This is a genomic window from Trichococcus sp. (assembly GCF_049589555.1).
Taxonomy (GTDB): Bacteria; Bacillota; Bacilli; order Lactobacillales; family Aerococcaceae; genus Trichococcus.
The window spans coordinates 47,317-69,003 of record NZ_JBAWAZ010000013.1 but is presented as its reverse complement, the minus strand read 5'-3'; the positions used below and the strand labels follow the sequence as shown (position 1 = coordinate 69,003).

The 21,687-nt window shown below is 45.8% G+C and carries 27 protein-coding genes and 1 pseudogene; 6 read left to right on the top strand and 22 right to left on the bottom strand.

Annotated features, from left to right (window positions below; genetic code table 11):
• Positions 1-434: hypothetical protein (locus WBV27_RS00780; protein ID WP_424198547.1), on the top strand; the 434-nt coding region annotated here is incomplete at its 5' end.
• An 83-nt stretch (positions 435-517) separates the two neighbouring features.
• Here the strand turns inward: WBV27_RS00780 and WBV27_RS00775 are convergent.
• The 5 genes and pseudogenes from WBV27_RS00775 to WBV27_RS00755 all read right to left on the bottom strand — a co-directional run.
• A complete protein-coding gene (locus WBV27_RS00775; RefSeq protein WP_424198545.1) occupies positions 518-1,486 on the bottom strand; it encodes a CehA/McbA family metallohydrolase in 969 nt (322 codons plus the stop codon).
• Between the two features lie 47 nt (positions 1,487-1,533).
• Positions 1,534-1,770: a hypothetical protein gene (locus tag WBV27_RS00770; protein WP_424198543.1), complete on the bottom strand. Its 237-nt coding sequence runs from the start codon at positions 1,768-1,770 to the stop codon at positions 1,534-1,536.
• Between the two features lie 128 nt (positions 1,771-1,898).
• Complete coding sequence (locus WBV27_RS00765; RefSeq protein WP_424198541.1) at positions 1,899-2,567, bottom strand: glycerophosphodiester phosphodiesterase; 669 nt, start codon at positions 2,565-2,567, stop codon at positions 1,899-1,901.
• Positions 2,568-2,976: 409 nt separating this feature from the next.
• Entirely contained in the window at positions 2,977-4,425 is a 1,449-nt protein-coding gene (locus WBV27_RS00760; RefSeq protein ID WP_424198539.1) for an MFS transporter, read from the bottom strand.
• 632 nt (positions 4,426-5,057) lie between these two features.
• Positions 5,058-5,291, bottom strand: a pseudogene (locus WBV27_RS00755) (NAD(P)-dependent dehydrogenase); the annotation flags it as partial.
• Positions 5,292-5,450: 159 nt separating this feature from the next.
• On the opposite strand from WBV27_RS00755, the gene WBV27_RS00750 reads away from it, so the two are divergent.
• Genes WBV27_RS00750 through WBV27_RS00735 form a run of 4 tightly spaced genes read left to right on the top strand, consistent with a single transcriptional unit; the run spans position 5,451 to position 9,179 of the window.
• On the top strand, positions 5,451-6,329 hold the full coding sequence (locus tag WBV27_RS00750) for a helix-turn-helix domain-containing protein (protein ID WP_424198537.1): 879 nt from the start codon (positions 5,451-5,453) through the stop codon (positions 6,327-6,329).
• 28 nt (positions 6,330-6,357) lie between these two features.
• Positions 6,358-7,302 carry an FAD:protein FMN transferase gene (locus WBV27_RS00745; RefSeq protein ID WP_424198535.1) on the top strand — a complete coding sequence of 315 codons (945 nt, stop codon included), beginning with the start codon at positions 6,358-6,360 and terminating at the stop codon, positions 7,300-7,302.
• Positions 7,303-7,355: 53 nt separating this feature from the next.
• The gene (locus WBV27_RS00740) at positions 7,356-7,964 is read left to right on the top strand and encodes an NADPH-dependent FMN reductase (RefSeq protein WP_424198533.1); all 609 of its coding nucleotides are present in this window, start codon (positions 7,356-7,358) and stop codon (positions 7,962-7,964) included.
• Positions 7,965-7,982: 18 nt separating this feature from the next.
• The gene (locus WBV27_RS00735) at positions 7,983-9,179 is read left to right on the top strand and encodes an NAD(P)H-dependent oxidoreductase (RefSeq protein ID WP_424198531.1); all 1,197 of its coding nucleotides are present in this window, start codon (positions 7,983-7,985) and stop codon (positions 9,177-9,179) included.
• A gap of 269 nt (positions 9,180-9,448) precedes the next feature.
• Here WBV27_RS00735 and WBV27_RS00730 read toward each other — a convergent pair whose 3' ends face one another.
• The 9 genes from WBV27_RS00730 to WBV27_RS00690 form a co-directional block, all read right to left on the bottom strand.
• A complete protein-coding gene (locus WBV27_RS00730; protein WP_424198529.1) occupies positions 9,449-9,586 on the bottom strand; it encodes a hypothetical protein in 138 nt (45 codons plus the stop codon).
• A gap of 205 nt (positions 9,587-9,791) precedes the next feature.
• Complete coding sequence (locus WBV27_RS00725) at positions 9,792-10,079, bottom strand: putative quinol monooxygenase (RefSeq protein WP_424198527.1); 288 nt, start codon at positions 10,077-10,079, stop codon at positions 9,792-9,794.
• Between the two features lie 8 nt (positions 10,080-10,087).
• Positions 10,088-10,726 carry a nitroreductase family protein gene (locus tag WBV27_RS00720; RefSeq protein WP_424198525.1) on the bottom strand — a complete coding sequence of 213 codons (639 nt, stop codon included), beginning with the start codon at positions 10,724-10,726 and terminating at the stop codon, positions 10,088-10,090.
• A gap of 19 nt (positions 10,727-10,745) precedes the next feature.
• A complete protein-coding gene (locus WBV27_RS00715) occupies positions 10,746-11,159 on the bottom strand; it encodes a MarR family winged helix-turn-helix transcriptional regulator (RefSeq protein WP_424198523.1) in 414 nt (137 codons plus the stop codon).
• A gap of 260 nt (positions 11,160-11,419) precedes the next feature.
• Positions 11,420-11,758: a Lin0368 family putative glycerol transporter subunit gene (locus tag WBV27_RS00710; protein WP_106448926.1), complete on the bottom strand. Its 339-nt coding sequence runs from the start codon at positions 11,756-11,758 to the stop codon at positions 11,420-11,422.
• Entirely contained in the window at positions 11,751-12,107 is a 357-nt protein-coding gene (locus WBV27_RS00705; RefSeq protein ID WP_424198521.1) for a Lin0368 family putative glycerol transporter subunit, read from the bottom strand. Before WBV27_RS00705 ends, WBV27_RS00710 begins: the two co-directional genes overlap by 8 nt.
• A 573-nt stretch (positions 12,108-12,680) precedes the next feature.
• A complete protein-coding gene (gene rpsI / locus WBV27_RS00700; protein WP_086626929.1) occupies positions 12,681-13,073 on the bottom strand; it encodes a 30S ribosomal protein S9 in 393 nt (130 codons plus the stop codon).
• Positions 13,074-13,086: 13 nt separating this feature from the next.
• On the bottom strand, positions 13,087-13,530 hold the full coding sequence (gene rplM, locus WBV27_RS00695) for a 50S ribosomal protein L13 (protein ID WP_086627527.1): 444 nt from the start codon (positions 13,528-13,530) through the stop codon (positions 13,087-13,089).
• A gap of 208 nt (positions 13,531-13,738) precedes the next feature.
• On the bottom strand, positions 13,739-14,092 hold the full coding sequence (locus WBV27_RS00690) for a hypothetical protein (protein ID WP_424198518.1): 354 nt from the start codon (positions 14,090-14,092) through the stop codon (positions 13,739-13,741).
• Positions 14,093-14,337: 245 nt separating this feature from the next.
• Between WBV27_RS00690 and WBV27_RS00685 the strand changes: the two genes are divergently transcribed.
• Positions 14,338-15,450 (top strand): PLP-dependent transferase, encoded by a 1,113-nt coding sequence (locus tag WBV27_RS00685; RefSeq protein WP_424198516.1) that lies wholly within the window; start codon positions 14,338-14,340, stop codon positions 15,448-15,450.
• Positions 15,451-15,773: 323 nt separating this feature from the next.
• On the opposite strand, the gene WBV27_RS00680 is transcribed toward WBV27_RS00685, so the two are convergent.
• The 8 genes from WBV27_RS00680 to rpsK all read right to left on the bottom strand — a co-directional run bounded on the left by WBV27_RS00680 (position 15,774) and on the right by rpsK (position 21,679).
• A complete protein-coding gene (locus WBV27_RS00680) occupies positions 15,774-16,037 on the bottom strand; it encodes a chorismate mutase (RefSeq protein ID WP_424198514.1) in 264 nt (87 codons plus the stop codon).
• Positions 16,038-16,048: 11 nt separating this feature from the next.
• On the bottom strand, positions 16,049-16,822 hold the full coding sequence (truA, locus tag WBV27_RS00675) for a tRNA pseudouridine(38-40) synthase TruA (RefSeq protein WP_424198512.1): 774 nt from the start codon (positions 16,820-16,822) through the stop codon (positions 16,049-16,051).
• Between the two features lie 129 nt (positions 16,823-16,951).
• On the bottom strand, positions 16,952-17,749 hold the full coding sequence (locus WBV27_RS00670) for an energy-coupling factor transporter transmembrane component T family protein (RefSeq protein ID WP_424198510.1): 798 nt from the start codon (positions 17,747-17,749) through the stop codon (positions 16,952-16,954).
• The gene (locus tag WBV27_RS00665; protein ID WP_424198508.1) at positions 17,739-18,650 is read right to left on the bottom strand and encodes an energy-coupling factor ABC transporter ATP-binding protein; all 912 of its coding nucleotides are present in this window, start codon (positions 18,648-18,650) and stop codon (positions 17,739-17,741) included. The genes WBV27_RS00670 and WBV27_RS00665 overlap by 11 nt, the downstream gene beginning before the upstream one ends.
• On the bottom strand, positions 18,626-19,465 hold the full coding sequence (locus WBV27_RS00660) for an energy-coupling factor ABC transporter ATP-binding protein (RefSeq protein ID WP_086626922.1): 840 nt from the start codon (positions 19,463-19,465) through the stop codon (positions 18,626-18,628). Before WBV27_RS00660 ends, WBV27_RS00665 begins: the two co-directional genes overlap by 25 nt.
• A gap of 394 nt (positions 19,466-19,859) precedes the next feature.
• Entirely contained in the window at positions 19,860-20,240 is a 381-nt protein-coding gene (rplQ, locus tag WBV27_RS00655) for a 50S ribosomal protein L17 (protein WP_086626921.1), read from the bottom strand.
• A 26-nt stretch (positions 20,241-20,266) separates the two neighbouring features.
• A complete protein-coding gene (locus tag WBV27_RS00650; RefSeq protein ID WP_068558946.1) occupies positions 20,267-21,211 on the bottom strand; it encodes a DNA-directed RNA polymerase subunit alpha in 945 nt (314 codons plus the stop codon).
• 81 nt (positions 21,212-21,292) lie between these two features.
• Positions 21,293-21,679, bottom strand: coding sequence for a 30S ribosomal protein S11 (rpsK, locus tag WBV27_RS00645; protein ID WP_068623076.1), 387 nt, complete (start codon positions 21,677-21,679; stop codon positions 21,293-21,295).
• Positions 21,680-21,687 lie beyond the last annotated feature (8 nt).

Genomic DNA, 21,687 nt, shown 5'->3' with positions numbered 1-21,687 from the left:
CTTCAGAAGATGCAAACGACGGGGTTGGCCGAATACTGTTTCAGACACGCTGGAGATGCAGTGCACTGTTCGCGGATAACAGCCTTATCCAGAAAGTTGCGCAGCACATCATCCTGGAAGATCCCTTCTGCAAACCGTTCGGAGGTCTTGAGGATGTAGCGATTGCTCGGACAAATCGGCGAATCTATGAATACGAACAAGTCACGACGCTGAACGTGGCCATCAAAGACGGCAACCTTATGATTGAGGGCCTGTCTCTTGGGAAACTTCCTGCAGAACAGTGGAACGAAATAAGCCCTTATTACGGAAAAAATGATTTCACCGTATTCGTCTATGTCACCGGTGGACGCTACAAAATCTATTTGGATGATTCAAAAACAGTCGAAACAGCCTATACGCCTTATGATTTGGACATTTTTGTCCAGTTTGAATGAAGTAAAACAAACAAGGGGCTCTCTCAGTTGAGGGAACCCCTTGTTTGTTTTATGTGCGGGATGGCAGGCACACCATCCCCGCTTCAGACCACATAAAACGGGTTGCTGATCACCAACAGCCGATCCTTTTCGCCCTTCGCTTCCCCGTACAACTCCAGCCTCACGTATCCCGGGTGGAGCGTCAGCGGAACTTCCCTTGACTGATTTTCTTTCAGTTCGATTTCTTTGATGACTACCTCATTTCGGATGACGACGAGCCGCTCTCCTTTAAAGCCGAAGTTCCGTAATTTCTCCTGCAAAATCGATTCCAAACTGACGTGCAGCTGCGCGACTCCAACCTGGAGTTCCTGCCCAAGATGATGGATCCGCCCGTTCTGTTCGATCTGCATCTGCAGCCGCGGCCCGAGCGTGATGTAAAAGTTGCCGTTCTCCAGGCTCTCCTTGACGCCGTCCTCAGTCAGCTCTTGCAATCCGATATACGTCAGAGCAGTGTTGTCCATTTCGCTTTCGATGCGGCGCCAATCACGTCCGGTGCTGCAGGAAATCCGGTGGCCTTTCTTCAGCAAATCTGTCCACATTTCGTATGCCAATCGGCTCCGGAAGCTTTCGTCCGGATTGACCCGGTTCCATAATTCGATGAAGTCGACGTTGTCGTAATCCTTCACCTGAAATTCCCATCGGCACCCGGTACAGATCGGACTGCCAATCGAAAAAGGATGGGCAATGCCTACGATACCGCCAATGCCTTTGATTTCGCTGATGCGGGAATCGATTGTATCCCGATCCGCTTTGCGCCAATCAATCATCTGCTTCGAACCGATGACCAACATATGGCCTAAGTAGGTCGTCCACTCGATCCCTGGAATGACCAGCATATCGCCCGACCAATGCCGATTATTTTTCCATTCCTCATAAGGCGCGACCGTATTGTGGTCAGTGATCGTCAGGATGTCATAGCCGAAATCCTGGGCGCTTCCCAGCAGTTCCTCAGTCGTGAAGCCGCCATCGCTGTGATTCGTGTGCGCGTGCAACTCTATTGCATAGTAGTCCACTTTAATTTCCTCCTTGAATCGTCAGTCTGACTTGGGCTTGGTCCAAGTCAGACAATGCGGATGTTCCCGCCAAAATAGTCAGGGAGCACCTGAGAGATGATGACCAAAGCCTTTTCCCGATCCACATGCTGCGGCAAAAAGGAAAAGTTTGCATACAGACTCTGATTGGCTATCGTCAGCACGAACGGAAGCTTGCTGTGCTTCTGGTGGTAGGCCGGAGTAAAAACCATTTCCTTCTCGAGTATTGTTTCTGTGGACTCTGTTCGGGTGTGCTTTTGGATCATCATGTTTCCTCCCTTGAATAATTCTCTATTCACAACCACAAAAAGTGCCCCCGCTGTTTAGCAGTGGAAGGCACCTTTTGCGTGAATGTGACGGATGCTCAACGATGCTTCCACTCTTTTCAAGCGTTTCATCCTGTCTGCGCCCCTTTTTGTTGGATGTAGGCCCAGGCTTTTCTGGTCGTGATGTTGTAGATATTTTCCTTTTCGTAATTTTCGATCGCGATCAAGTCGTTCACGGTCCACAAGGAAAACTCCAATTCCAACAGTTTGCCTTTCTCCTTTACGGCATCGGTGAACAACTGATGATTGATGTTGATGATTTTTGCTTGGCTGCGGGCCAGTTTGGACAACGCTTCGAGCAACACATTTTCTCCCCATCGTCCGATATGCTCGCCATGAAATGAATCATCCATACCATTTTCGATGTTCATCAAGATCTGATTGCTCCACTTTGACAGAAATCTGCAGGCCACCGTTCCGCTCAACTCCACTTGCGGCCAAAGAGCGTATTTGTCGGCCAATTTGTATACTGCTTCTTCCAGCCCGCTTTCCTTCAGATCGCAATTGATGCGGATCGGGCTGTTTTCCCGGGCGATGTAAGCAAACACATCTTCCAAGGCGACATACTGTTGCCCCTCCTCCAATGCATCGTGGTGCAGAACAAGTTGATATTCCCTGTTCATCCGAACATCGACTTTGATGGCTGAAATATCCTGTTTGTCGCAGAAGAACACAACAAACTCCATACTGTTGTCCGCCAATCCATCACTGCCGGATTGCGCTGTTAAATAGGACAATTCTGATGACGCCTCCTTCTTTTTGCTTACTAATCCACTATAACAAGGCATTGTAAATATCCCGTCAAAATACAATGAAATATATACGAAGTTTGTAGCATCTTTGTAAACGAAGTAATTTATATTCGAATGTGAATTTTGTGCCCTCAAATGGATTGGGCTGCGGTAGTCACAGTGGGTCGCCTTCTCCGGCCAAGGCTGTCTAGCCGGAGAAGCGGAAATGATCAGGGGCCTCAGCTCCTGTCAGCCGATGCTTGCCGAAGCTGGGGATGAAATAGGGTCATCTTCTCCGGCGAAGGTTCGCTAGGTCGGAGCTGAATTTCAGCCATTCGAAAAAAACAGCACGCAAAAAAAAAAAGCACCATCCTGATTATAGGATGGCGCCCCTTTTACTAGCTAATTTAATTTTTTATTTTGCTGCTTTACGGCGTTCTGACAAGATCGCCACGTTTTCTGCAACTTTTGCTTTAGTCAGTGGGTAGATGAACCATAGGCATAGCGCAACGCAAGTGTATCCGATAGCCGGTACAAGCGTAGCCACATCGTAGATGCTGTCAAGAACGGATGCTTCTTGTGTTGCCGCAGCTGATGCATAACCGATAGCAGCCAGAGCGAAACCGCCCAATCCGCCAGCCAAAGCTTGGCCAAGTTTTCTTGAGAAGGAGTAGACGGCGTATACTGTACCGCTATCCGCACTTCCGGTTTTGACTTCTTGGTAGTCGATGATGTCTGTGATGAATGCCCAGATAACAACGTTGAAGTAGTTCATTCCCAGGCTTGCAAGAAATGCCATCGGAAGGAAGACCATTACATTATCCGTATGCATAAAGTACAGGACTGCATATACAACTGCTGAGAAGAACAACGCTACTGTCGCTGATTCTTTTTTACCAAAACGGGAAGCGATTTTATTTGCAAAAGGTGCAATCATCAGCGTACCGATAGTACCAAGGATACCGGCAACAGCCAATGTTTTGGAACTCTTGAAATAATCAGCGTACAGATATGCGTTCATCGTGTTCACCAACAGCATGGACAACAACAGGAAGATCGCTGCAGCGATGATTCCGCCTAGTGCGCGGTTTGTTGACAAGCCTTTGACAAGAACAGCCATTTCTTTACCGAAAGATTGTTTTTCAGTTGCCGGTTTTTGCGGAATCTGTACACGTTCGATCGTGAAGTGATAGCAGAACTGATATAGCGCGAAAGCAAGCACTGCAAAGATTGCAGCAATGATCGTGAAGCGTTCCGGAATGACTACTTGTGCACCGTTCGCATCAGTCGTATAGACGAACAAAGGAACAAAGAATGAGATGAAGATGCTGGCAATGCTGGCGCCCATGCTGCGGAATACAGAAAGTGACGCACGGTCTTCAGGTTTCTCACTGATTACGGATGCCATCGATCCATAAGGGATGTTGATCGCTGTGTAGCAGATGCTTCCCCAGAACAGATACGTAACAAAAATGTAGACGATTTTTGCAGTCATAGACCAGTTTTGAACGACTGATAAGAACATCAGGAAACCGGCGATAACAGCGAATGGTGCTACACGTTTGATCCAAACACGGAAGCGGCCGTCTTTCGAAGGCTTCAGGGTATCAACGAGACGTCCCATCCCCATATCGGTAAAAGCATCGATAATTCGTGCTGACAAGAACAACGTACCGACAACTGCTCCGCTGATTCCTAATACTTTTGTATAGAACAACATCAGGAAAGAACTTGAGAAAATGAAGAACAAGTCATTTGCCATATCCCCCGCCATATAGGCTATTTTATCCAGTAATCCGAATTCCCTTACATTTTTTTTGTCATCGGTTACATTTTGTACTTTATTTGCGCTTGCGTGTTGCATTTCATGACCCCTTTTCTTATATTGATAAATCGACGCCGAACCAGTTGATAAAATGGATAGAAACAATATCACAATGTGATATTCGGTTGCGATTAAAAAATTATAAACGTTTTCAAATGAAACGACGTAACATTTACACACAGAATATACCACGCATTTTTAGCTCGTACAACGGATTTATTATTAACAATTTGTGAACGTTTTTCACGTTATCTGTCATGTTCTTGCTCCAGCAATGATGTAAACGATACCAAAAAGACCAGCTATCCATATGTTACTCTGGATAGTTGGCCTGAAAATTAATGCTGTATTTTGACCTTCGTCACAATTGTTTCATTCCCCATCACCAGCACGTTCGTCAAAACAAACGCCAGGATGAAGGTTGCGATGCCGATCACCACATACATCGTCAATTGGTACGGATCGTAGATATACATCAGTGGCGACAACAACACCGCCAATCCGTAACTGTTCGCCTGTATCCCTAGCAGCGAAAGGGCCATGCCTCCCAGAGCGGAACTCGCCAACATCACGCCGATCGCCTTCATACCAGTGCGCATCACGACCCCGAACAGCGCCGGTTCGCTGATGCCCAACATTTGGGTAACGGTCGCGGAAATGCCGGCAGTTTTTACCGCGGCGCTGTTGGTCCGCAAGGCTATCGCAGCTGTCCGTCCGATTCCGGAATCGCCACCAGTGATCAATACACGGTGATTCTCCAACAAGTGGTTACCTACGTAGCTTTCCTCCCCGCAATCGGGTTTCGGTAGCATCTTATCTTGCAAAGCAGGGGTGTCTTGATCCTGATCTGCAAATTTTCCAGTGTGATACAACTCGCGTGGATCCTTCAAAATAGGTTCAGTCATCTTCCAACCCTCGTTTTATATAATTTTTTATATATTCTATTGACCCTTATATTCAGTAAGCGTATAATCACTTACATAAGTAATGTGAAACAAAACACAATATCGATTCGAATCTTCGTTGCTGTCATCCGAGCCACTTTGATTATTAGGGAGGAAAAAATGAACATCGAACGATTTATTGAAGCCCGCAAAGCGTTGAACCTCTCTCAGATGGACCTGGCAGAGGGTATCTGTACCCAAGCTACTTTGAGCCGCTTCGAGAACAACGGGCAAGTCCCGAACCTGAAGATCCTGATCAAACTGTGCAACAGACTAAATCTACCCTTGGGAGAACTGTTCCCTAAAGTAGGCGTCAAGTATACAGAAGCGACAGAAAAAATGAACGAAGCAGAATTCTTTCTGATCACAAGTGAATACGACCAGGCCTCGGACCTGCTGCAGAGCATTACCGTGAGTGAAATCGAAGAAAACAGCCTGGCCCTACGCTTCCATTATTTGAACGGTTTCATCATGATTGCGCAGCAGGTTTCAGTGACGGATGTATTGTTCACCTTCGATCAAATCTTACTGGCTGACGATGGGAACGATGTGGAAATCTATCGCCTGCTGGCTTATACCGGTATCGGCATGGTCTACAGCCGTGAAAAAAAACTGGAAAAGGCAGAGTTTTATTTCAGTAAGGTCCTGGAAAAAATTTATGCTTATCCGATCAAGACGATGGAGGATGTCTGGCGTGTACTGAATATTGTTTTCCAAAGCGGTACCTTCTATTCCCTCATCAATGAGATTGAACTGAGCAATGCACTGCTTTCCTATGCTGTTTCCATTTGTTCAGACAATCATGTGACCTACTACCTTGCCCGTGCAGCCATCCAGTTGGCCAAAAATGCCATCCTCCAGGAGAAGCCGCAGCAAGAAGTGCTGGAATTGATCTACGATGCCAGAGCCTATTCAAAAATCAACAAAAACACGATTGCGCTGAAAGAATTGGCGCAGTTAGAAAGTGAGATCCTTTCAGGGAATCCCGCAAAAGAATGACACGTTTATCCTGAAGGTGGTGGAAAAAATGGAACAAAAGAAGGCAACGGTCCGTCTGATGGGAACGATCATCGATCTACTTGTGACGCACACGCACCCTGATGCTATTTTGGAGGAGGCGATCCAACGCCTGAAAACATACGAACAGCGTTTCAGCGCCAATGATCCAACATCGGAGCTGATGCAAATCAATCAGTTGGCAGGGAAAGCCCCTCTCGCCGTCCATCCTGATTTATTTCACTTGATCAAGGTGGGGAAATACCATAGCTTAGCTCCTGGCAGTCATCTGAATATCGCGATTGGACCGTTGGTGCAGACTTGGCGGATCGGTTTCGGTGATGCAAAAGTCCCGAATGCTGAAGAGATTCAGAGGCTTCTTGAAATCACCGATTCCAACAAAATCCTCTTGTCCGAGAAGGATCAGACCGTTTTCCTTCAGCAAGAAGGCATGGCGATCGACTTGGGGGCCGTGGCAAAAGGCTATATCGCCGATCTACTGACGGCATACTTCAAGGAAGCCGGCGTAGCTTCCGCTCTCATCAATTTGGGCGGAAATGTCGTCGTGTTCGGACCATCCCAGAATCATGAAGATCCCTATTGGCGCATCGGCATCCAAAACCCACTGCTCCCCCGCGAGCATTTTAGCGCGGTATTGAAGATCCAGAACCAATCAGCGGTTACCTCCGGTGTATATGAGAGGCAGCTGGAAGCCCAAGGCAAGCACTATCACCATATTCTGGACCCACAAACCGGCTATCCGGCAGAAACGGATGTCATCAGCCTGACCGTGGTTGCCGATGACTCTGTCGATGGGGAAATCTGGACGACCCGCTTATTCGGCCAACCTGCCGACGTGATCCTCGCCACATTGGACCGATCGGAAGCAATCGACGGAATCCTGATCATGAAAGACGGCAGCCTCATCTGCTCAAAAGGCTTGGAAAACCGGCTGCAACGCAAACACCCCGCCTAATCACGTGTTTAAATGAATCATAAAAAAACTAATATTTGGAAGGAAGTATTCACATGAATAAATTAATCGGCCTCGTCGGCACAAACTCGGACCACTCCACTAACCGTATGCTGCTGCAATACATCCAAAAGCATTTTTCGGATAAGGCAGACATCGAAATCGTCGAAATCAAGGACCTGCCTATCTTCGACAAACCGGCAGACATGCAGATCCCGGCTGAGGCGAAAGCCTTGGCGGAAAAGATCGAAGTAGCTGACGGCGTCATCATCAGCACACCAGAATACGATCACGCAGTCCCCGCTTCCCTGATGAGCGCCTTGAGTTGGTTGTCCTACGGCATCTACCCCTTCGTCGACAAGCCTGTCATGATCACAGGGGCTTCCTATGGCGTACTGGGTTCCTCACGTGCGCAAGCGCATTTGCGTCAAATTTTGGATGCGCCGGAATTGAAAGCCCGCATCATGCCAAGTTCTGAGTTCCTGCTCAGCCATTCTTTGCAGGCTTTCGACGCAGACAACAATCTGAAGAATCCGGATCAGGTCCAAGAGCTGGAAGGCTTGTTCGAGGACTTCCTAATGTTTATCAACATCATGAAACAACTATCGCACACCCACGCCGCACACGTAAAAGCAGCTGAAAACTTTTCTTGGGAAAGTAACTAGAGATCGGAGACAAACATTATGAAATTAGTCGGTATTGTAGGTTCCAACGCGGAAGTATCATATAACCGCATCTTGTTGAAATACATCAAAAAGCAATTCAGCCACTTGTTCGACCTGGAGATTTTGGAAATCAAGGACATCCCTTTGTTCAATCAGAGTGATGACCAAACGAACAGCGCTGCTGTGCAAAAGTTGAGCCAAAAAATCCTGCAGGCGGATGGCGTCATCATCGCCACGCCTGAACACAACCACACGATCCCTGCAAGCTTAAAGAGTGTGCTGGAATGGTTGTCCTTCAAAATCCATCCATTGGAAAACAAACCGGTCATGATCGTGGGAGCTTCCTACTATGATCAAGGCTCTTCCCGTGCCCAACTGCACCTGCGCCAAATTCTAGATGCACCCGGCGTCAATGCCATCGTCCTTCCAGGCAATGAATTTTTGCTGGGCAAGGTCAAAGAAGCATTCGATGAACAGGAAAATCTGAAAGACAAACGCACCGTCGATTTTCTGGGCAGCTGTCTGGAAAAATTCACCCAGTTCATCACGTTGGTCTCTGCTGTTGAAGGACCGAAAAAACCGGTGCTCGAACCGGAAGACCTGTACGCTATCGGAAAAATTGCAACAACGATTGAAGGCGTCGATAAGGAAGCCGACGACTGGCTGGAACAAGCCGCTGAGCTTGTGGGCGCTGTGGAAGGCAATACCTACGTCAAACTCGAACGCGGCTTGTTGACCGTTGATCAGCTGAATTACTTCCTGGCTTCGATGCCGATGGAATTGACTTATGCAGACAGCAACAACCAATTTCTCTACTATAACCATACGAAACCGGCAGAAGAAATGCTCGCTGCGCGCGTGCCCGGCCAAGTCGGCAATCCGCTCTCCAAATGTCACCCGGAAAGAGTCCACAAAGGCGTGGAATGGGTACTCCAACAATTGCGTTCCGGCACAATGGACGCCTTCCGCGTCAACGTTCCGACTCATGGTCCGGACAAATATGTCGTGCATAATTATCAAGCGCTACATGATAAAGATGGCAACTATGCCGGCGTCAACGAATACATCCTGGACTTCAAACCGATCATCGACTGGTATCTGGCCCAAACCGGCCAAAAACTCGAGGGCGATGTCGATGCCGTTTCCAGCGCCTCCGTCAAAGACAACTACAGCAATGATGTGGATGCTGGTACAGGTGCATCGGTTAAAGCATAAATTCGTTACAGAGGCCTTAACAAATATTTTCCGCATAACAGCACAAGACGGGACTATCTCTTTTTCCAAGAGATAGTCTCGTTTTTTTTCTGTCTTAAGAAGCATAGCCATTACTTTTCCGGTAAACACAAATATGTTTATCCATTTTTAATTAAAAGTTGAAGATCATTTTGATAAATGTTTGTTTCGTGAAACGCTTGCTCAAGCTTAACTGGATTGAGTCGATGTTTGATCTTAATTGTTTAACTTTCCTCCCATTTAGTATACCGTCAGTCCTCATTGATCACCCCTGTAATATTGGCAACAACACCCTCAATCCCCTGCTTTTTGTGCCTGCTTGTATCCATGTCAATCGCATATTTTTCAATCAGTATTTTCTGCCACTCAATCAATTTATCGTTTAGCATTGAAGTCTGTTCTGCATAAGTTTGAAATAATGAGAAGCTGCTTCCCAGGGATGCTTTTTCATCTCCAAAGGCAAAATCTATATATCAAAAAGACCTCACTCTTTCAGGAAATGAGGTCTTTTGGGCTAAAGCTGAGTATACTTATTTCCAAAGAATGCAATTTTATCAAGCATCTTTTGGAATTCGGGTATTGAGAAGATTTTGATTACTCTTTTACAAGACTAACCGTAATTTGAGGCGCCTTGCGACTATAATTAGGAACTTTCTCAGCGAAATTTTGTAAGTGAGACATTTTATTATGTAACTCAATCGCTTGTGGGTTTTCCCATTTTTCAACCATTACAAAACTATTTTCATCTGTAATAGCTTGGTAAAGTTGATAAGATAGGCAGCCTTCTTCTTTCCTAGATTCCTTAATTAGTTCTGAAATTTCATTTAAGAATTTTTGTTTTTGCTCGGGTATAATATAGAATTCTGCATTGATTACTATCATTTCTCCACCTACTTAAAATTAGTGATTTTTTCTGGTGCAAATCTTACGGATTCGTAGCCTTCTTCCATTGCCTTGCCGATTGACAGGATCATGACCGGCACATATCTTTCTTTGTCCAAATCGACTGCTTCCGCCAACTGATCCGCTTCAAAGCCGCCGATGGGATTTGTATCATAGCCATGGGCGCGGGCCACAAGCATGAATTGCATCGCTGCCAAACTGGAATCGATTTTTACGACATCATTCATTTTTTCTTTTGAAAAGTTCTTGTAGTAAGGAATGATGGCAGCCAATTGTTGGTCTCTGACCTCCGCTGACATTTTCCCTTGTTCGACAGCTGCATTATAAATTTCTTCCCCATACTCGTAGCATTGCATATCGCCGAATATCAGCACCATCGCTGACGAAGTGTCATTTTGTCTTGTGTTGAAACGGATCAGCGGTTTCAATTTGGCTTTTGCTTCCTCGCTCTCGACAACCACAAAACGCCAAGGTTGCATGTTTACGGATGATGGTGTGGTTGTGGCTTCCTGGATCATTTCCAGCATTTCTTCCTGACTGATTTTAAAATTTTCATCATAGAGACGGATCGATTTTCTTCCGAATGCGATATCCGAAAAATCGTTGTTGATAAGTTTAGTGGTCATGTTTGCAGCCTCTTTCTTTTTATCTTTTCAAGTATAGTTTGTTCAGTAAATCGGATAATTGCTCTGCTTCCCCATCGCTTAAGGACAGCGATAGGGAAGATTTCCCCTGCTCATGTTCTTTTCCGCAGGCAGCCAAATCTTGGATCGCCTGCTCTGATAATTGAACAAAGACCTCTCTGTTGTTCTCTACATTCCGTTCCCGGATGACATAGCCCTTTTGTTCTAATATTTTCAGATGGCGCGTAATTGCCGCGCTGTCTATCTTCAGCTCTGTCTGGATCTGCTTTTGGGAGCATGTCCCCTTATCTTTCAGGAACATCAGCATTTCATACCGCGTCAAACTGAAGCCCGTTTCTTTTTCGAACAGCGTATTGATTTCCTGATTTGTGAGTTTGATCTGATATAGCAACCTGCTTATCTCTCTCAAGTCCATAGAATTTCACCTCGATTATGCGTATTTTTCTGGCTTACCGAACATTTGACCGGTCAACTGTTGATTAATCAATCATAAAGCAGCAACTAACTTTTGTAAAGCAACTTGCCTGGAAAACAATCATACATGCTGCCTTCTTTTCATCCTATACAAAAAGATCCCACTCTTCTGAATAGGATCACCCAATTTGTAATATGCGCGCAGCAAGTGCACCGCCCACGAAATATTTTTTGGAAGTCATAAGAGTTATGTAAGGATAGTTATTTACTGACTAAATAGAGTAAAATACCTGCAATTAGCCCACCACGAAGTGCAGCCGATAATAAGTATAGTGATTTTTGAAAACTTTTTCCTCCTAGCAATCCATACACAAATATACCTACGCCAGTTGCTAATCCCATATCAACAAAAGCTCCTCCAGTTTGGTGTATAAGAGAAAAAGTCATTCCATGGTTGAGTAACCAAATTGGACCAACAATTAGAAAAGCTGACAAAAAACCTCCAACTACTTTCCAGCGGTTTACCAACCTTCCCCATACTTGTATGATAGCGAAAGGTAATATAAATCCGCCTATAATTGTTAATATTTCTCTATACATCAGGATTCCCCTTCCTTCTTTCAAAGTAGTGTGAAACTACTGCTGCAAACACTGCACCGATTGATAAAAGAATAATTGTTGGTAATGATGAAAAGCTATTATAAACCCCTTTAGATAAAACATCTCTCGTAAAAACAGCAATTGCGATGCCAGCTCCCATATCGACTGTCGCTGCCTCACTGTCTTGATAGATTAGACCCTTGTAGTGAACAATATACCAAACGGGTCCAATTATTAATATTGCCGCTGCAAAACCAGCATAAATTCCCAAAATGGAAACATAACTCCAAAGGTAAGGGACCAAAAAACCTGCTAAACAATACGCCAAAAATGTTCTGATATAGTTCAAATACAACACCCCCTGATACCACAAATAATAACATGAGGCCCCTTGTTAATCAGCCAAATTGTTCATTTAATAACACCGTTTACAATTTGCTCACGAAAGTTAATAATTATTGTAAACAGTGTTCTAAGAATGGAGATATTCTGCTATTAAGTTAAGGTTGACTAACTGTTCATTGCCCCTCTTGAATTTTATACGAAAACTCCATCTAAAAAAACAAAAAAAAGACCCCACTCTTTCGAATGGGATCCTCACAGTATTGCAGATCAGCTTACTTATTATAAATCTTTGGACCTTTGCGCATGTTCTTGATATCATTTTTCGGCGTGTCGATTTGTTTGGACCTTCCGCCGCCTTGTTTATTCTTGATTATTTCTAACATTTTTTCTTTTGGATTCACTGTTTACACCGCCTTTGTTAATGGAACACTCCATGCTTTCATTCTATTGAATTTATGCCATAAAAAAAGCATCAGCAAGATGCCGATGCTTTAAGGCTGTTAATTGATTTGTCAAATTGGTCGTTTGAACCAAATTGAAGCAAATAACTTTTTTAAAAACGTTGATACAATAAATATTAACGTTTTGAGAATTGTGATGCTTTACGAGCTTTTTTCAAACCTGGTTTCTTACGTTCAACCATACGTGGGTCACGTGTTAACAGACCAGCTGCTTTTAATGGTCCGCGGAAGTCAGGATCTACTTCTAATAATGCACGAGAGATACCGTGACGAGCTGCTCCAGCTTGTCCAGTGAATCCGCCGCCGTTTACGTTAACGAAGATATCGTAGCTACCTAAAGTACCTGTAAGGTTTAAAGGTTGTTTGATTACTTCATATAAGTAAGCGAATGGGATGTATTCTTCCATGTCTTTTTTGTTGAAGATGATTTTACCTGTGCCAGGTAATAAACGTACGCGTGCAGTCGAATTCTTACGACGACCAGTTGCGATATATTGTGCTTGTGCCAATGAAATTCCCTCCTTAAATTAGGTTAGTGATATCTAAAACTTCTGGTAATTGAGCTTCGTGTGGGTGAACTGCTTCACCGTATACGTGTAACTTAGTGAATTGTTTAGCACCTAAAGAGTTCTTAGGTAGCATGCCTTTAACAGACAATTCAACTAATTTTCTTGAATTCTTAGCACGTAATTCACCAGCTGAAATTTGTTTTAGCCCACCTGGATAACCTGAATGACGGGAATAAATTTTGTCAGATGCTTTTTTACCTGTTAATGTAACTTTGTCTGCATTGATAACAATCACATAATCACCAGTATCTACGTGTGGTGTGAAAGTTGGTTTGTTTTTACCGCGTAAAATAGTTGCAACTTGTGTTGATAAACGTCCCAATGGGATGTCAGTCGCGTCGATTACGAACCATTTGCGGTCGATCTCGTTTGCTTTAGCCATGTATGTTGTACGCACGTTTGTTTCCTCCATATTCTTCTCTGTCTGTTTGATCCAATTGAGTTTCCGGGGCTCATCGTGGGGCAAACAATACCGTCTTATATGATACGACATTCCGAGAGAGTTGTCAATCGGTTCACAAGAAATATTTTATCCTTTTCAGCGCATTTTCAGCGCAAAACAGGTTCCACCCGCCCGCAGCAACTGCGTTTGTGGAACCTGTTTTTTATTTTTTCAAATATAAATATAATTGCTCGATGACCTCGGCCGGCACAAATGGATAGGCACCTTTGCCGGATGTCTTGTAAGGCTTGAATGCTTCGATGATACTGTTGTCCTTCACGATGTCTTCCACCGAGACGAACTCCCCTTTTTTTGTGATTGTTAATTCAAAAGCTTCGTATTCTTCGACTGCGACGTTCTTTTTCGGTGTCGAGTAATGCGCCATGCTGGCTTGCACGGAAAGGACCACATCATTCGGACATCCGATTGCTTCATAAAACTGGGGCATAGCGGCAGCCACAAAATCCGGCACATCGCCGCGTGGGATGCGCTTGAGTTCTTTGATGAACGTTACCATTCTTCCACTCTCCTTCATTCATTCTTATACTTCCATTATACGCGAGTTTCGGAATTTTAACATCATTCCAGATAAATAACCGTTCAAGCGTGATCGGTTATTTATCGCAGCATCACTGACTTTAAATACATAAAAATATTGACCACTTCAAACCCTCATGCTACCATTGCACTAACATTAATTTTAAATGATAAATAAATGATAATGCACTCATGTGTGTCATTTCGCATAAAGGGGAATCGAAGATGGATAATATCAGCATTCAAAGTTATCTTGCGCAATTGGGCAACAGAAAAGATCCGAAAACCGGCGCCGTCAGTGCACCGATTTATTTGTCCACAGCTTATGGACATCCTGGCTTGGGTCAATCGACCGGCTATGACTATACCCGCACTGCCAATCCGACTAGGGATATCCTTCAGGAAGGCTTGGCTGTCCTTGAGAACGGCGTCCAAGGGTTCGCTACCAGCTCTGGTATGAGCGCTATTCAGCTCGCGTTCAGCATTTTCCCGGCCAATAGCCATTTCGTCGCATCCAGGGACCTTTACGGCGGCAGCTTCCGTTATTTCCAGGATATGGAGAGAAAAGGCTTCTACTCCTTCACTTATGTCGATGACCCGCTCGATATCGCGTCCGCCATCCAGGACAACACGGCTGCTGTCTACATCGAAACGCCGACGAACCCGCTCATGAAGGAAACGGATATCTCGGCTGTGGCTGAGATCGCAAAAAAACACGGCTTACTGGTGATTGTGGACAACACCTTCTACACACCTCTGCTGCAGCGTCCTTTGGATCTGGGCGCCGATATCGTCGTCCACAGCGCCACCAAATACCTCGGCGGCCACAACGACCTGTTGGCGGGTGCAGTCGTGACGAACGACAAGGCTCTTGGGGAAAAATTGGCTTTCCAACTGAATACCGCAGGCGGAACGTTGGACGCCTTCGACTGTTGGCTCTTGGTCCGCGGAATGAAGACGTTGCCGTTGCGCATGAAGCAGCATCAGGCGAATGCAAATGCTGTCGTGGCCTATCTGGAATCGGAAGATCTGATCAAATCGGTCTACTATCCGGGCAAAGGCGGGATGCTCAGCTTCACGCTCCATGATAAAGCGTACATCCCTGCCGTGTTGGATGCCCTGAACATCTTCACTTTCGCTGAAAGCCTGGGCGGCGTAGAGAGTCTGATCACCTACCCGACTACCCAGACCCATGCCGATATTCCGGTTGAAGTCCGCGAATCCTATGGCTTGACGGACGATCTGCTGCGCATCTCGACAGGAATCGAGGATGCGGATGACCTGATCGCCGATCTGCGTCAGGCCTTTGCGAAGGCTGCGGTTGTTGCCAAAGTCTGATAAGGTAGATCGCAAAAGAAAATATGTTGGAAACCTCCGAAGAGCGGCATAGCGCTTGACGGAGGTTTTTGTTATTGGAGCTGTCCTCCGGTGATTTCCTCCGGTGAACGACGGCCTCGCCGGAGTTCGGACAGTTTGCGGGAGCGTCAGCTCCGGTGGGGGCTGCTTCATAGGAGCTGGCGGAGATTACAGAAGCTGTCCTCCGATGAGCGATGGCTACACCGGAGCTGGCGCCGACTTCCATTGCCCTAGAACGCAAAAAAGCGGGTGTGGAAAAGATTTCGTCTTTTACACAGCCGCTTTTCAGCATGCTTTTTGCTCTATTATTCGTTCTGCTTGGTTTCGAATGCTTTTGTGATCGTCATCAGGGAACGGAAGAGGTCTTCCATGCTGTCTTCGTAGGCTTTGTTCTCGGTCAGCCCACGTACTTTATCCAGCACCTTGTCTTCCCTGGATTGGTCCAGAATCGGCAGCTCGTTCTCTTTCTTGATCCGCGCGATTTCCGTGACTGCATCCATCCGGCGTTCGAACAGCTTCACCAACTCTTGGTCGATGGCATCGATTTCCGCTCTTTCCTTTTTAAACATCCATCTTCCCCCTATCCATTCCTTAATCTTTCTTCATCGTAATAAACTTCCACGAGATACAATCCTTGCGACGGGGCTGTCGGTCCGGCTTTGCGTCGATCTTTCACTTCCAAAAGGCGGTCGATTTCCTCGACCTTTTTCAGGCCGTCAGCGATCTGCAACAGCGTCCCCACGAAAATGCGGATCATATTATAGAGAAAGCCATTGCCTCTGAAAGTGAAGACCAGCTCATTGTTTTCCTCGTCCTTCCTGACGCTCGCTTCATAGACAGTCCGGACCAAGTCGGTCTTGTCCGTTTTTGTCGAACAGAAACTGGTGAAGTCGTGCTCGCCTTCCAGTTTTTTGATGGCCCGTTCCAGATTTTCCATATTGAAGCGGTAAGGATGGTGCGTCGTGTAGAGTCGTTTGAATGGGTTCGGGAAGCGATCAAGATCGACCCGGTAAATGTATTTTTTCCCCATCGCATGATAACGCGAATGGAACTCCTCTGCAGCGAGCTCCACCGATTTGATCAAAATGTCATCAGGCAGCAAACTGTTCAACGCCCGCAGCAGATGATCAGGCTTGATTGCAGCCGGGTAATCAAAGTGGATGACTTGTCCGAGCGCATGGACGCCTGAATCCGTCCGGCCGGATGCATGGATCGGAATGACTTGCCCATTCGACATTTTTTTCAGAGCTTTTTCGATTTCCGTCTGGACACTGTTGCCGTTAGGTTGGACCTGATAGCCCACATAACCCGTTCCGTCATATTGCACGATGCATTTGTATCGTTGTGCAGTCATGGTTGGCGTATGCCCCTTTCTTTTTCTGGATAATTTGTGGGATTATAGTTTTTTCTATTTTAAAAGGGACCGGAAATGCTACCCGGTCCCCAGACTCGTTCTATAGCGGCTGACTCAGCCCGTATGCGTTCAAGATCGGAAGAACAACAACAGCCCTGTCAGTGCGACAAACGCCAGCAGGCTCAGCGTATCGCGCAACTGCCAATCGAGAACGCGATATTTCGTCCGGCCTTCCCCGCCCTGATACCCGCGTGCTTCCATGGCGTTCGCCAATTCATCGGCACGATTGAACGAGCTGACGAACAGCGGCACCAAGATCGGTGTGACTGCCTTCATCTGCTTGACGATATTGCCTTCGCCGAACTCGACGCCGCGAGCCCGTTGCGCGTTCATGATCTTCGATGCTTCATCCATCAATGTCGGCACGAAACGCAGTGCGATGGAAAGCATCAAGGCGATTTCATGGACAGGAACCTTAAAGCGTTTCAATGGCCCAAGCAACTTTTCGATCGCATCGGTCAACGACAGCGGCATCGTCGTGAGCGTCAACAACGTCGAAATGAAGATGATCAGTACGAAGCGCATGAAGATGAAGGCGCCGTTGATCACCCCGAACGAAGTGATGCTGATCGGCCCCAGTTCCAGGTATGTTTCCCCGCCCCGTGTGAAGAGGATCTGCAGCAACACCGTGAACAGGATCAGCCAAATCAGCGGCTTCACACCGTTCAGAAAGACCGTCAGTTTGATGTCGGACAGGATGACGCACAGGAATGTGAACAATGTCATGATCAGATAGGTCTGCCAGTTATTGGCCAGGAAAATGACAAGGATGAAATAGAAAGCTCCGATCAGCTTCGCTCGCGGATCCAGTCGATGGATCAGCGAGTTGCCTTGGATGTAGCGCCCGAACAATAATTTATCCAACATCGATGCCACCCTCTTCCTTAGCGGCATCTTTGGAGCCTTTTTTCTCATTTATTTTCGCGATCAGCACAGCCGCCAGTTGTTCCGTACGCAGCGGTCTTTCGTTTCCAAAATCGATGCCTGTCTTTTTGCTGAATGTATCCAGAAAAGCCAGTGCGGATGGCAAGCCCAATTGTTTCTCCTGGAGCCAAGCGGCATCCTGGAAAATCTCTGCTGGCGGGCCCATCCGGACAACCGTGCCTTTCTCAAGGATGACCACATGATCCGCAAACGTTGCGACATCATTCATCTGATGCGTAACCAATACGATGGTCAGTCCTTTGTCGATATGGAGTTGATAAAACATATTCATGATTTCGCGTCTGCCGGCAGGATCCAATCCAGCTGTCGGTTCATCCAAGACCAGTACTTCCGGTTCCATCGCCAATACTCCGGCGATCGCTACGCGTCTCATTTGACCCCCTGAGAGGTCGAACGGGGAACGTTCCATGAAGGACTCATCCAAGCCGACCAAAGGCAACACGCGCCTCACGATCGCCATTGCGTCCGCTTCGCTGACGCCGAAGTTCATCGGACCGAAGGCGATATCCTTCGCGATAGTCTCCTCGAACAGCTGCGACTCCGGAAACTGGAACACAATCCCCACTTTTTTGCGCAGGTCCTTCAGGTTTTTGTTGTTCGATTTGTTCGTTATGATGCGGTCCCCGATCGTTACGCTGCCTTCAGTTGGCTTCAATAATGCGTTCAGATGCTGCGTGACCGTCGACTTGCCGCTGCCGGTATGGCCGATCAATGCCGTATAGCTGCCGTCCGGGATATTCAGATTCACATCATAGAGGGCCCGATTTTCGAAAGGCGTTCCGGCCGAGTAGGAATAGCCTACTTTTTCGAAAGTAATGTCCATAACCAACTCACCATCCCTTCCTCAGTCAAATATTCTTCAGGAACTTCCAGTCCCTGTCTCTTCAATTGGTATTTCAGCTTTTCAGGGAATGGGATATCCAAACCGATATCGATGATTTCCTTGCCCAAGCTGAATATTTCTTCCGGTGTGCCGATCCGTTTCAACTGCCCGGCTTCCATCACAAAGATGCGGTTCGCTTTGGCGGCCTCATCGATGTCATGGGTGATCGAAATCACAGTCAAATTTTCTTTTTCCTTGATCTCCTGGATGGTCTCGATGACTTCATGACGGCCTTCAGGGTCCAACATGGTCGTCGCCTCATCAAGGATGATGATGTCAGGAGACAAAGCCACGATCCCAGCGATCGCCACCCGTTGCTTCTGTCCGCCCGAAAGACGTGCCGGTTCCTTATCCATGAAGTCGGCCATGTTCACAGCCGCTACAGCATCAGCAACGCGCTTCACCATTTCCTCGCGCGGTATGCCGACATTCTCCAAACCGAAAGCAACATCGTCCTGCACGGTCGAACCGACAAACTGATTGTCCGGATTCTGGAAAACCATCCCGATTTTTTTTCGGACGTCCCAAACCGTCTCTGCATTCAAAGGTATCCCTTCAATGATCACTTCTCCGGAGTTCGCTTCTATCAAGCCGTTGATCGTTTTAGCCAAGGTTGACTTGCCTGAACCGTTTGGCCCGATGATGGCGATCCACTCACCTTGCTGGATTGTCAAGGAAACGTTGTTCAATGCCGGTCTTGCATCTTCCTCTGAATAGGAAAAAGTCACATTGCGCAACTCGATAATTTCATTCATGATGGCTGTCCTACTTTCTCTATAGTTGAATCTTACTGCCCGTAACCGTTCATCCGCCCCACAGCCCAGCGGGTATAAAAAAAGATGAAAATTACGGAAAAGGAATGTCTACTTTGTAAGTATAAACTACTCTTCCATATTTTTCATCCACTGTCTTGACACGGTACAGAAATAAAACGCTTTTATTTATATATCAAAAGAAACTAGAAAATATATTAGCATTTTCTAGTTTCTTTTGATAAAAAAAGCACTTTTTTTGATGAAAAAATGCCCTTCCGAAAATCATGCGATCTTCGGAAGAACCTTGAGCTAGACTAGGGGAGCCAGAAGCAATCCCATCATCATAACACTCTATTTCATCTAAAAGTGAACGTTTCATCTTTATGCGATTGAATTATACTAATTCAATGATAACCATTGGTGCAGCATCGCCACGACGAGGTTCTGTCTTCAAGATACGTGTGTATCCGCCTTGACGTTCTGCATAGCGAGGTGCGATATCAGAGAACAATTTTTGTAAAGCCGATTGAACAACGATTTTGTCATCTTCTTCACGTACATCTGCAACTTCGTTACGAACGTATGCTGCTGCTAAACGACGAGCAGATAAATCTCCACGTTTGCCTAAAGTAATCATCTTTTCAGTAGTTGAACGAATTTCTTTAGCACGAGCTTCAGTTGTAACGATTCGTTCGTTGATGAGTAAGTCAGTAGTCAAATCACGAAGCATTGCTTTTCTTTGGGCGCTTGTGCGTCCTAATTTACGGTAAGCCATCCTAGGTTTTCCTCCTTTGTACAGTACTAGTCGTCTTGACGCAAGCCTAGATTAAGATCATTCAGCTTGTTTTTCACTTCTTCAAGTGATTTGCGTCCCAGATTACGTACTTTGATCATCTCTGCTTCAGACTTGTCTGTCAATTCTTGGACTGTGTTGATGCCTGCGCGTTTCAAACAGTTATAAGAACGTACGGATAAATCCAATTCTTCGATAGTCATTTCCAGCATTTTTTCTTTATGTGTTTCTTCTTTTTCAACCATTATCTCGGCCTTGCGGGCTTCATCGGTCAGATTAACAAAAATATTCAAATGTTCCGTTAAAATTTTGGCAGCCAAGCTGACTGCTTCTTCCGGGCTGATGGAACCATCTGTCCAGACATCCAACGTTAATTTATCGTAAATATTTTTTTGTCCGATACGAGTGTTTTCAACCTGATAATTCACTTTGCTGATTGGAGTATAGATGGAGTCGACTGGCAAAACACCGATCGGCATATCTTCCGTTTTGTTATATTCGGAACGAACATAACCACGGCCATTTTTTACGTCCAAGCGAACATGAAAATGTGCTCCCTCTGAAACTGTACATATATATAAATCAGGGTTTAAGATTTCCACATCGCTGTCATGGGTAATATCCGCTGCAGTCACGACTGCTGGACCTTTTACGTCAATCTCGATTGTTTTGTCTTCGTCCGTATACAATTTCAAAGCTAATTTTTTGATGTTCAGAATGATTTGGGTAACATCCTCGACAACACCATCAATCGTTGAAAATTCGTGTAGAACACCATCGATTTGGATAGTTGTTACAGCTGTACCAGGAAGTGAAGATAATAGAATTCGACGTAATGAGTTCCCAAGTGTTGTTCCATAACCGCGTTCTAGTGGTTCTACAACGAATTTGCCGAATTTAGCATCTTCGCTGATCTCAATCGTTTCAATTCTTGGTTTTTCAATTTCGATCATTTATCAATTTACCCCTTTCAAAACGTGAAGTTCATGTTAGTGAGTCCATTGCGTTTCGTTACATACAAGTACAATTCTCAATTAAACACGACGACGTTTTGGTGGACGGCATCCATTATGAGGAATAGGCGTTACGTCGCGGATTGCGGTAACTTCCAAACCTGCTGCTTGTAATGAACGAATGGCAGCTTCACGTCCAGAACCAGGACCTTTAACAGCTACTTCAACTGTTTTCATGCCATGTTCCATAGAAACTTTAGCTGCTGCTTCTGCAGCCATTTGTGCAGCATAAGGAGTAGATTTACGAGAACCTCTGAATCCTAATGAACCTGCTGATGACCATGAAATAGCATTTCCATGAACATCTGTAATCATAACAATAGTATTATTAAAAGTTGAGCGGATATGTGCTACACCAGCTTCAACATTCTTTTTCACGCGGCGTTTGCGAGCTACTTTTTTAGCCATGAAGTTTT

Bases quoted from the DNA above. Each gene is read 5' to 3' on its own strand.
- WBV27_RS00770 (WP_424198543.1), bottom strand. From the start codon at position 1,770: ATGATCCAAAAGCACACCCGAACAGAGTCCACAGAAACAATACTCGAG.
- WBV27_RS00760 (WP_424198539.1), bottom strand. From the start codon at position 4,425: ATGCAACACGCAAGCGCAAATAAAGTACAAAATGTAACCGATGACAAA.
- WBV27_RS00750 (WP_424198537.1), top strand. From the start codon at position 5,451: ATGAACATCGAACGATTTATTGAAGCCCGCAAAGCGTTGAACCTCTCT.
- WBV27_RS00745 (WP_424198535.1), top strand. From the start codon at position 6,358: ATGGAACAAAAGAAGGCAACGGTCCGTCTGATGGGAACGATCATCGAT.
- WBV27_RS00740 (WP_424198533.1), top strand. From the start codon at position 7,356: ATGAATAAATTAATCGGCCTCGTCGGCACAAACTCGGACCACTCCACT.
- WBV27_RS00735 (WP_424198531.1), top strand. From the start codon at position 7,983: ATGAAATTAGTCGGTATTGTAGGTTCCAACGCGGAAGTATCATATAAC.
- WBV27_RS00730 (WP_424198529.1), bottom strand. From the start codon at position 9,586: ATGCTAAACGATAAATTGATTGAGTGGCAGAAAATACTGATTGAAAAA.
- WBV27_RS00725 (WP_424198527.1), bottom strand. From the start codon at position 10,079: ATGATAGTAATCAATGCAGAATTCTATATTATACCCGAGCAAAAACAA.
- WBV27_RS00720 (WP_424198525.1), bottom strand. From the start codon at position 10,726: ATGACCACTAAACTTATCAACAACGATTTTTCGGATATCGCATTCGGA.
- WBV27_RS00715 (WP_424198523.1), bottom strand. From the start codon at position 11,159: ATGGACTTGAGAGAGATAAGCAGGTTGCTATATCAGATCAAACTCACA.
- WBV27_RS00710 (WP_106448926.1), bottom strand. From the start codon at position 11,758: ATGTATAGAGAAATATTAACAATTATAGGCGGATTTATATTACCTTTC.
- WBV27_RS00690 (WP_424198518.1), bottom strand. From the start codon at position 14,092: ATGGTAACGTTCATCAAAGAACTCAAGCGCATCCCACGCGGCGATGTG.
- WBV27_RS00685 (WP_424198516.1), top strand. From the start codon at position 14,338: ATGGATAATATCAGCATTCAAAGTTATCTTGCGCAATTGGGCAACAGA.
- WBV27_RS00680 (WP_424198514.1), bottom strand. From the start codon at position 16,037: ATGTTTAAAAAGGAAAGAGCGGAAATCGATGCCATCGACCAAGAGTTG.
- truA (WP_424198512.1), bottom strand. From the start codon at position 16,822: ATGACTGCACAACGATACAAATGCATCGTGCAATATGACGGAACGGGT.
- WBV27_RS00670 (WP_424198510.1), bottom strand. From the start codon at position 17,749: ATGTTGGATAAATTATTGTTCGGGCGCTACATCCAAGGCAACTCGCTG.
- WBV27_RS00665 (WP_424198508.1), bottom strand. From the start codon at position 18,650: ATGGACATTACTTTCGAAAAAGTAGGCTATTCCTACTCGGCCGGAACG.
- WBV27_RS00660 (WP_086626922.1), bottom strand. From the start codon at position 19,465: ATGAATGAAATTATCGAGTTGCGCAATGTGACTTTTTCCTATTCAGAG.
- rplQ (WP_086626921.1), bottom strand. From the start codon at position 20,240: ATGGCTTACCGTAAATTAGGACGCACAAGCGCCCAAAGAAAAGCAATG.
- WBV27_RS00650 (WP_068558946.1), bottom strand. From the start codon at position 21,211: ATGATCGAAATTGAAAAACCAAGAATTGAAACGATTGAGATCAGCGAA.
- rpsK (WP_068623076.1), bottom strand. From the start codon at position 21,679: ATGGCTAAAAAAGTAGCTCGCAAACGCCGCGTGAAAAAGAATGTTGAA.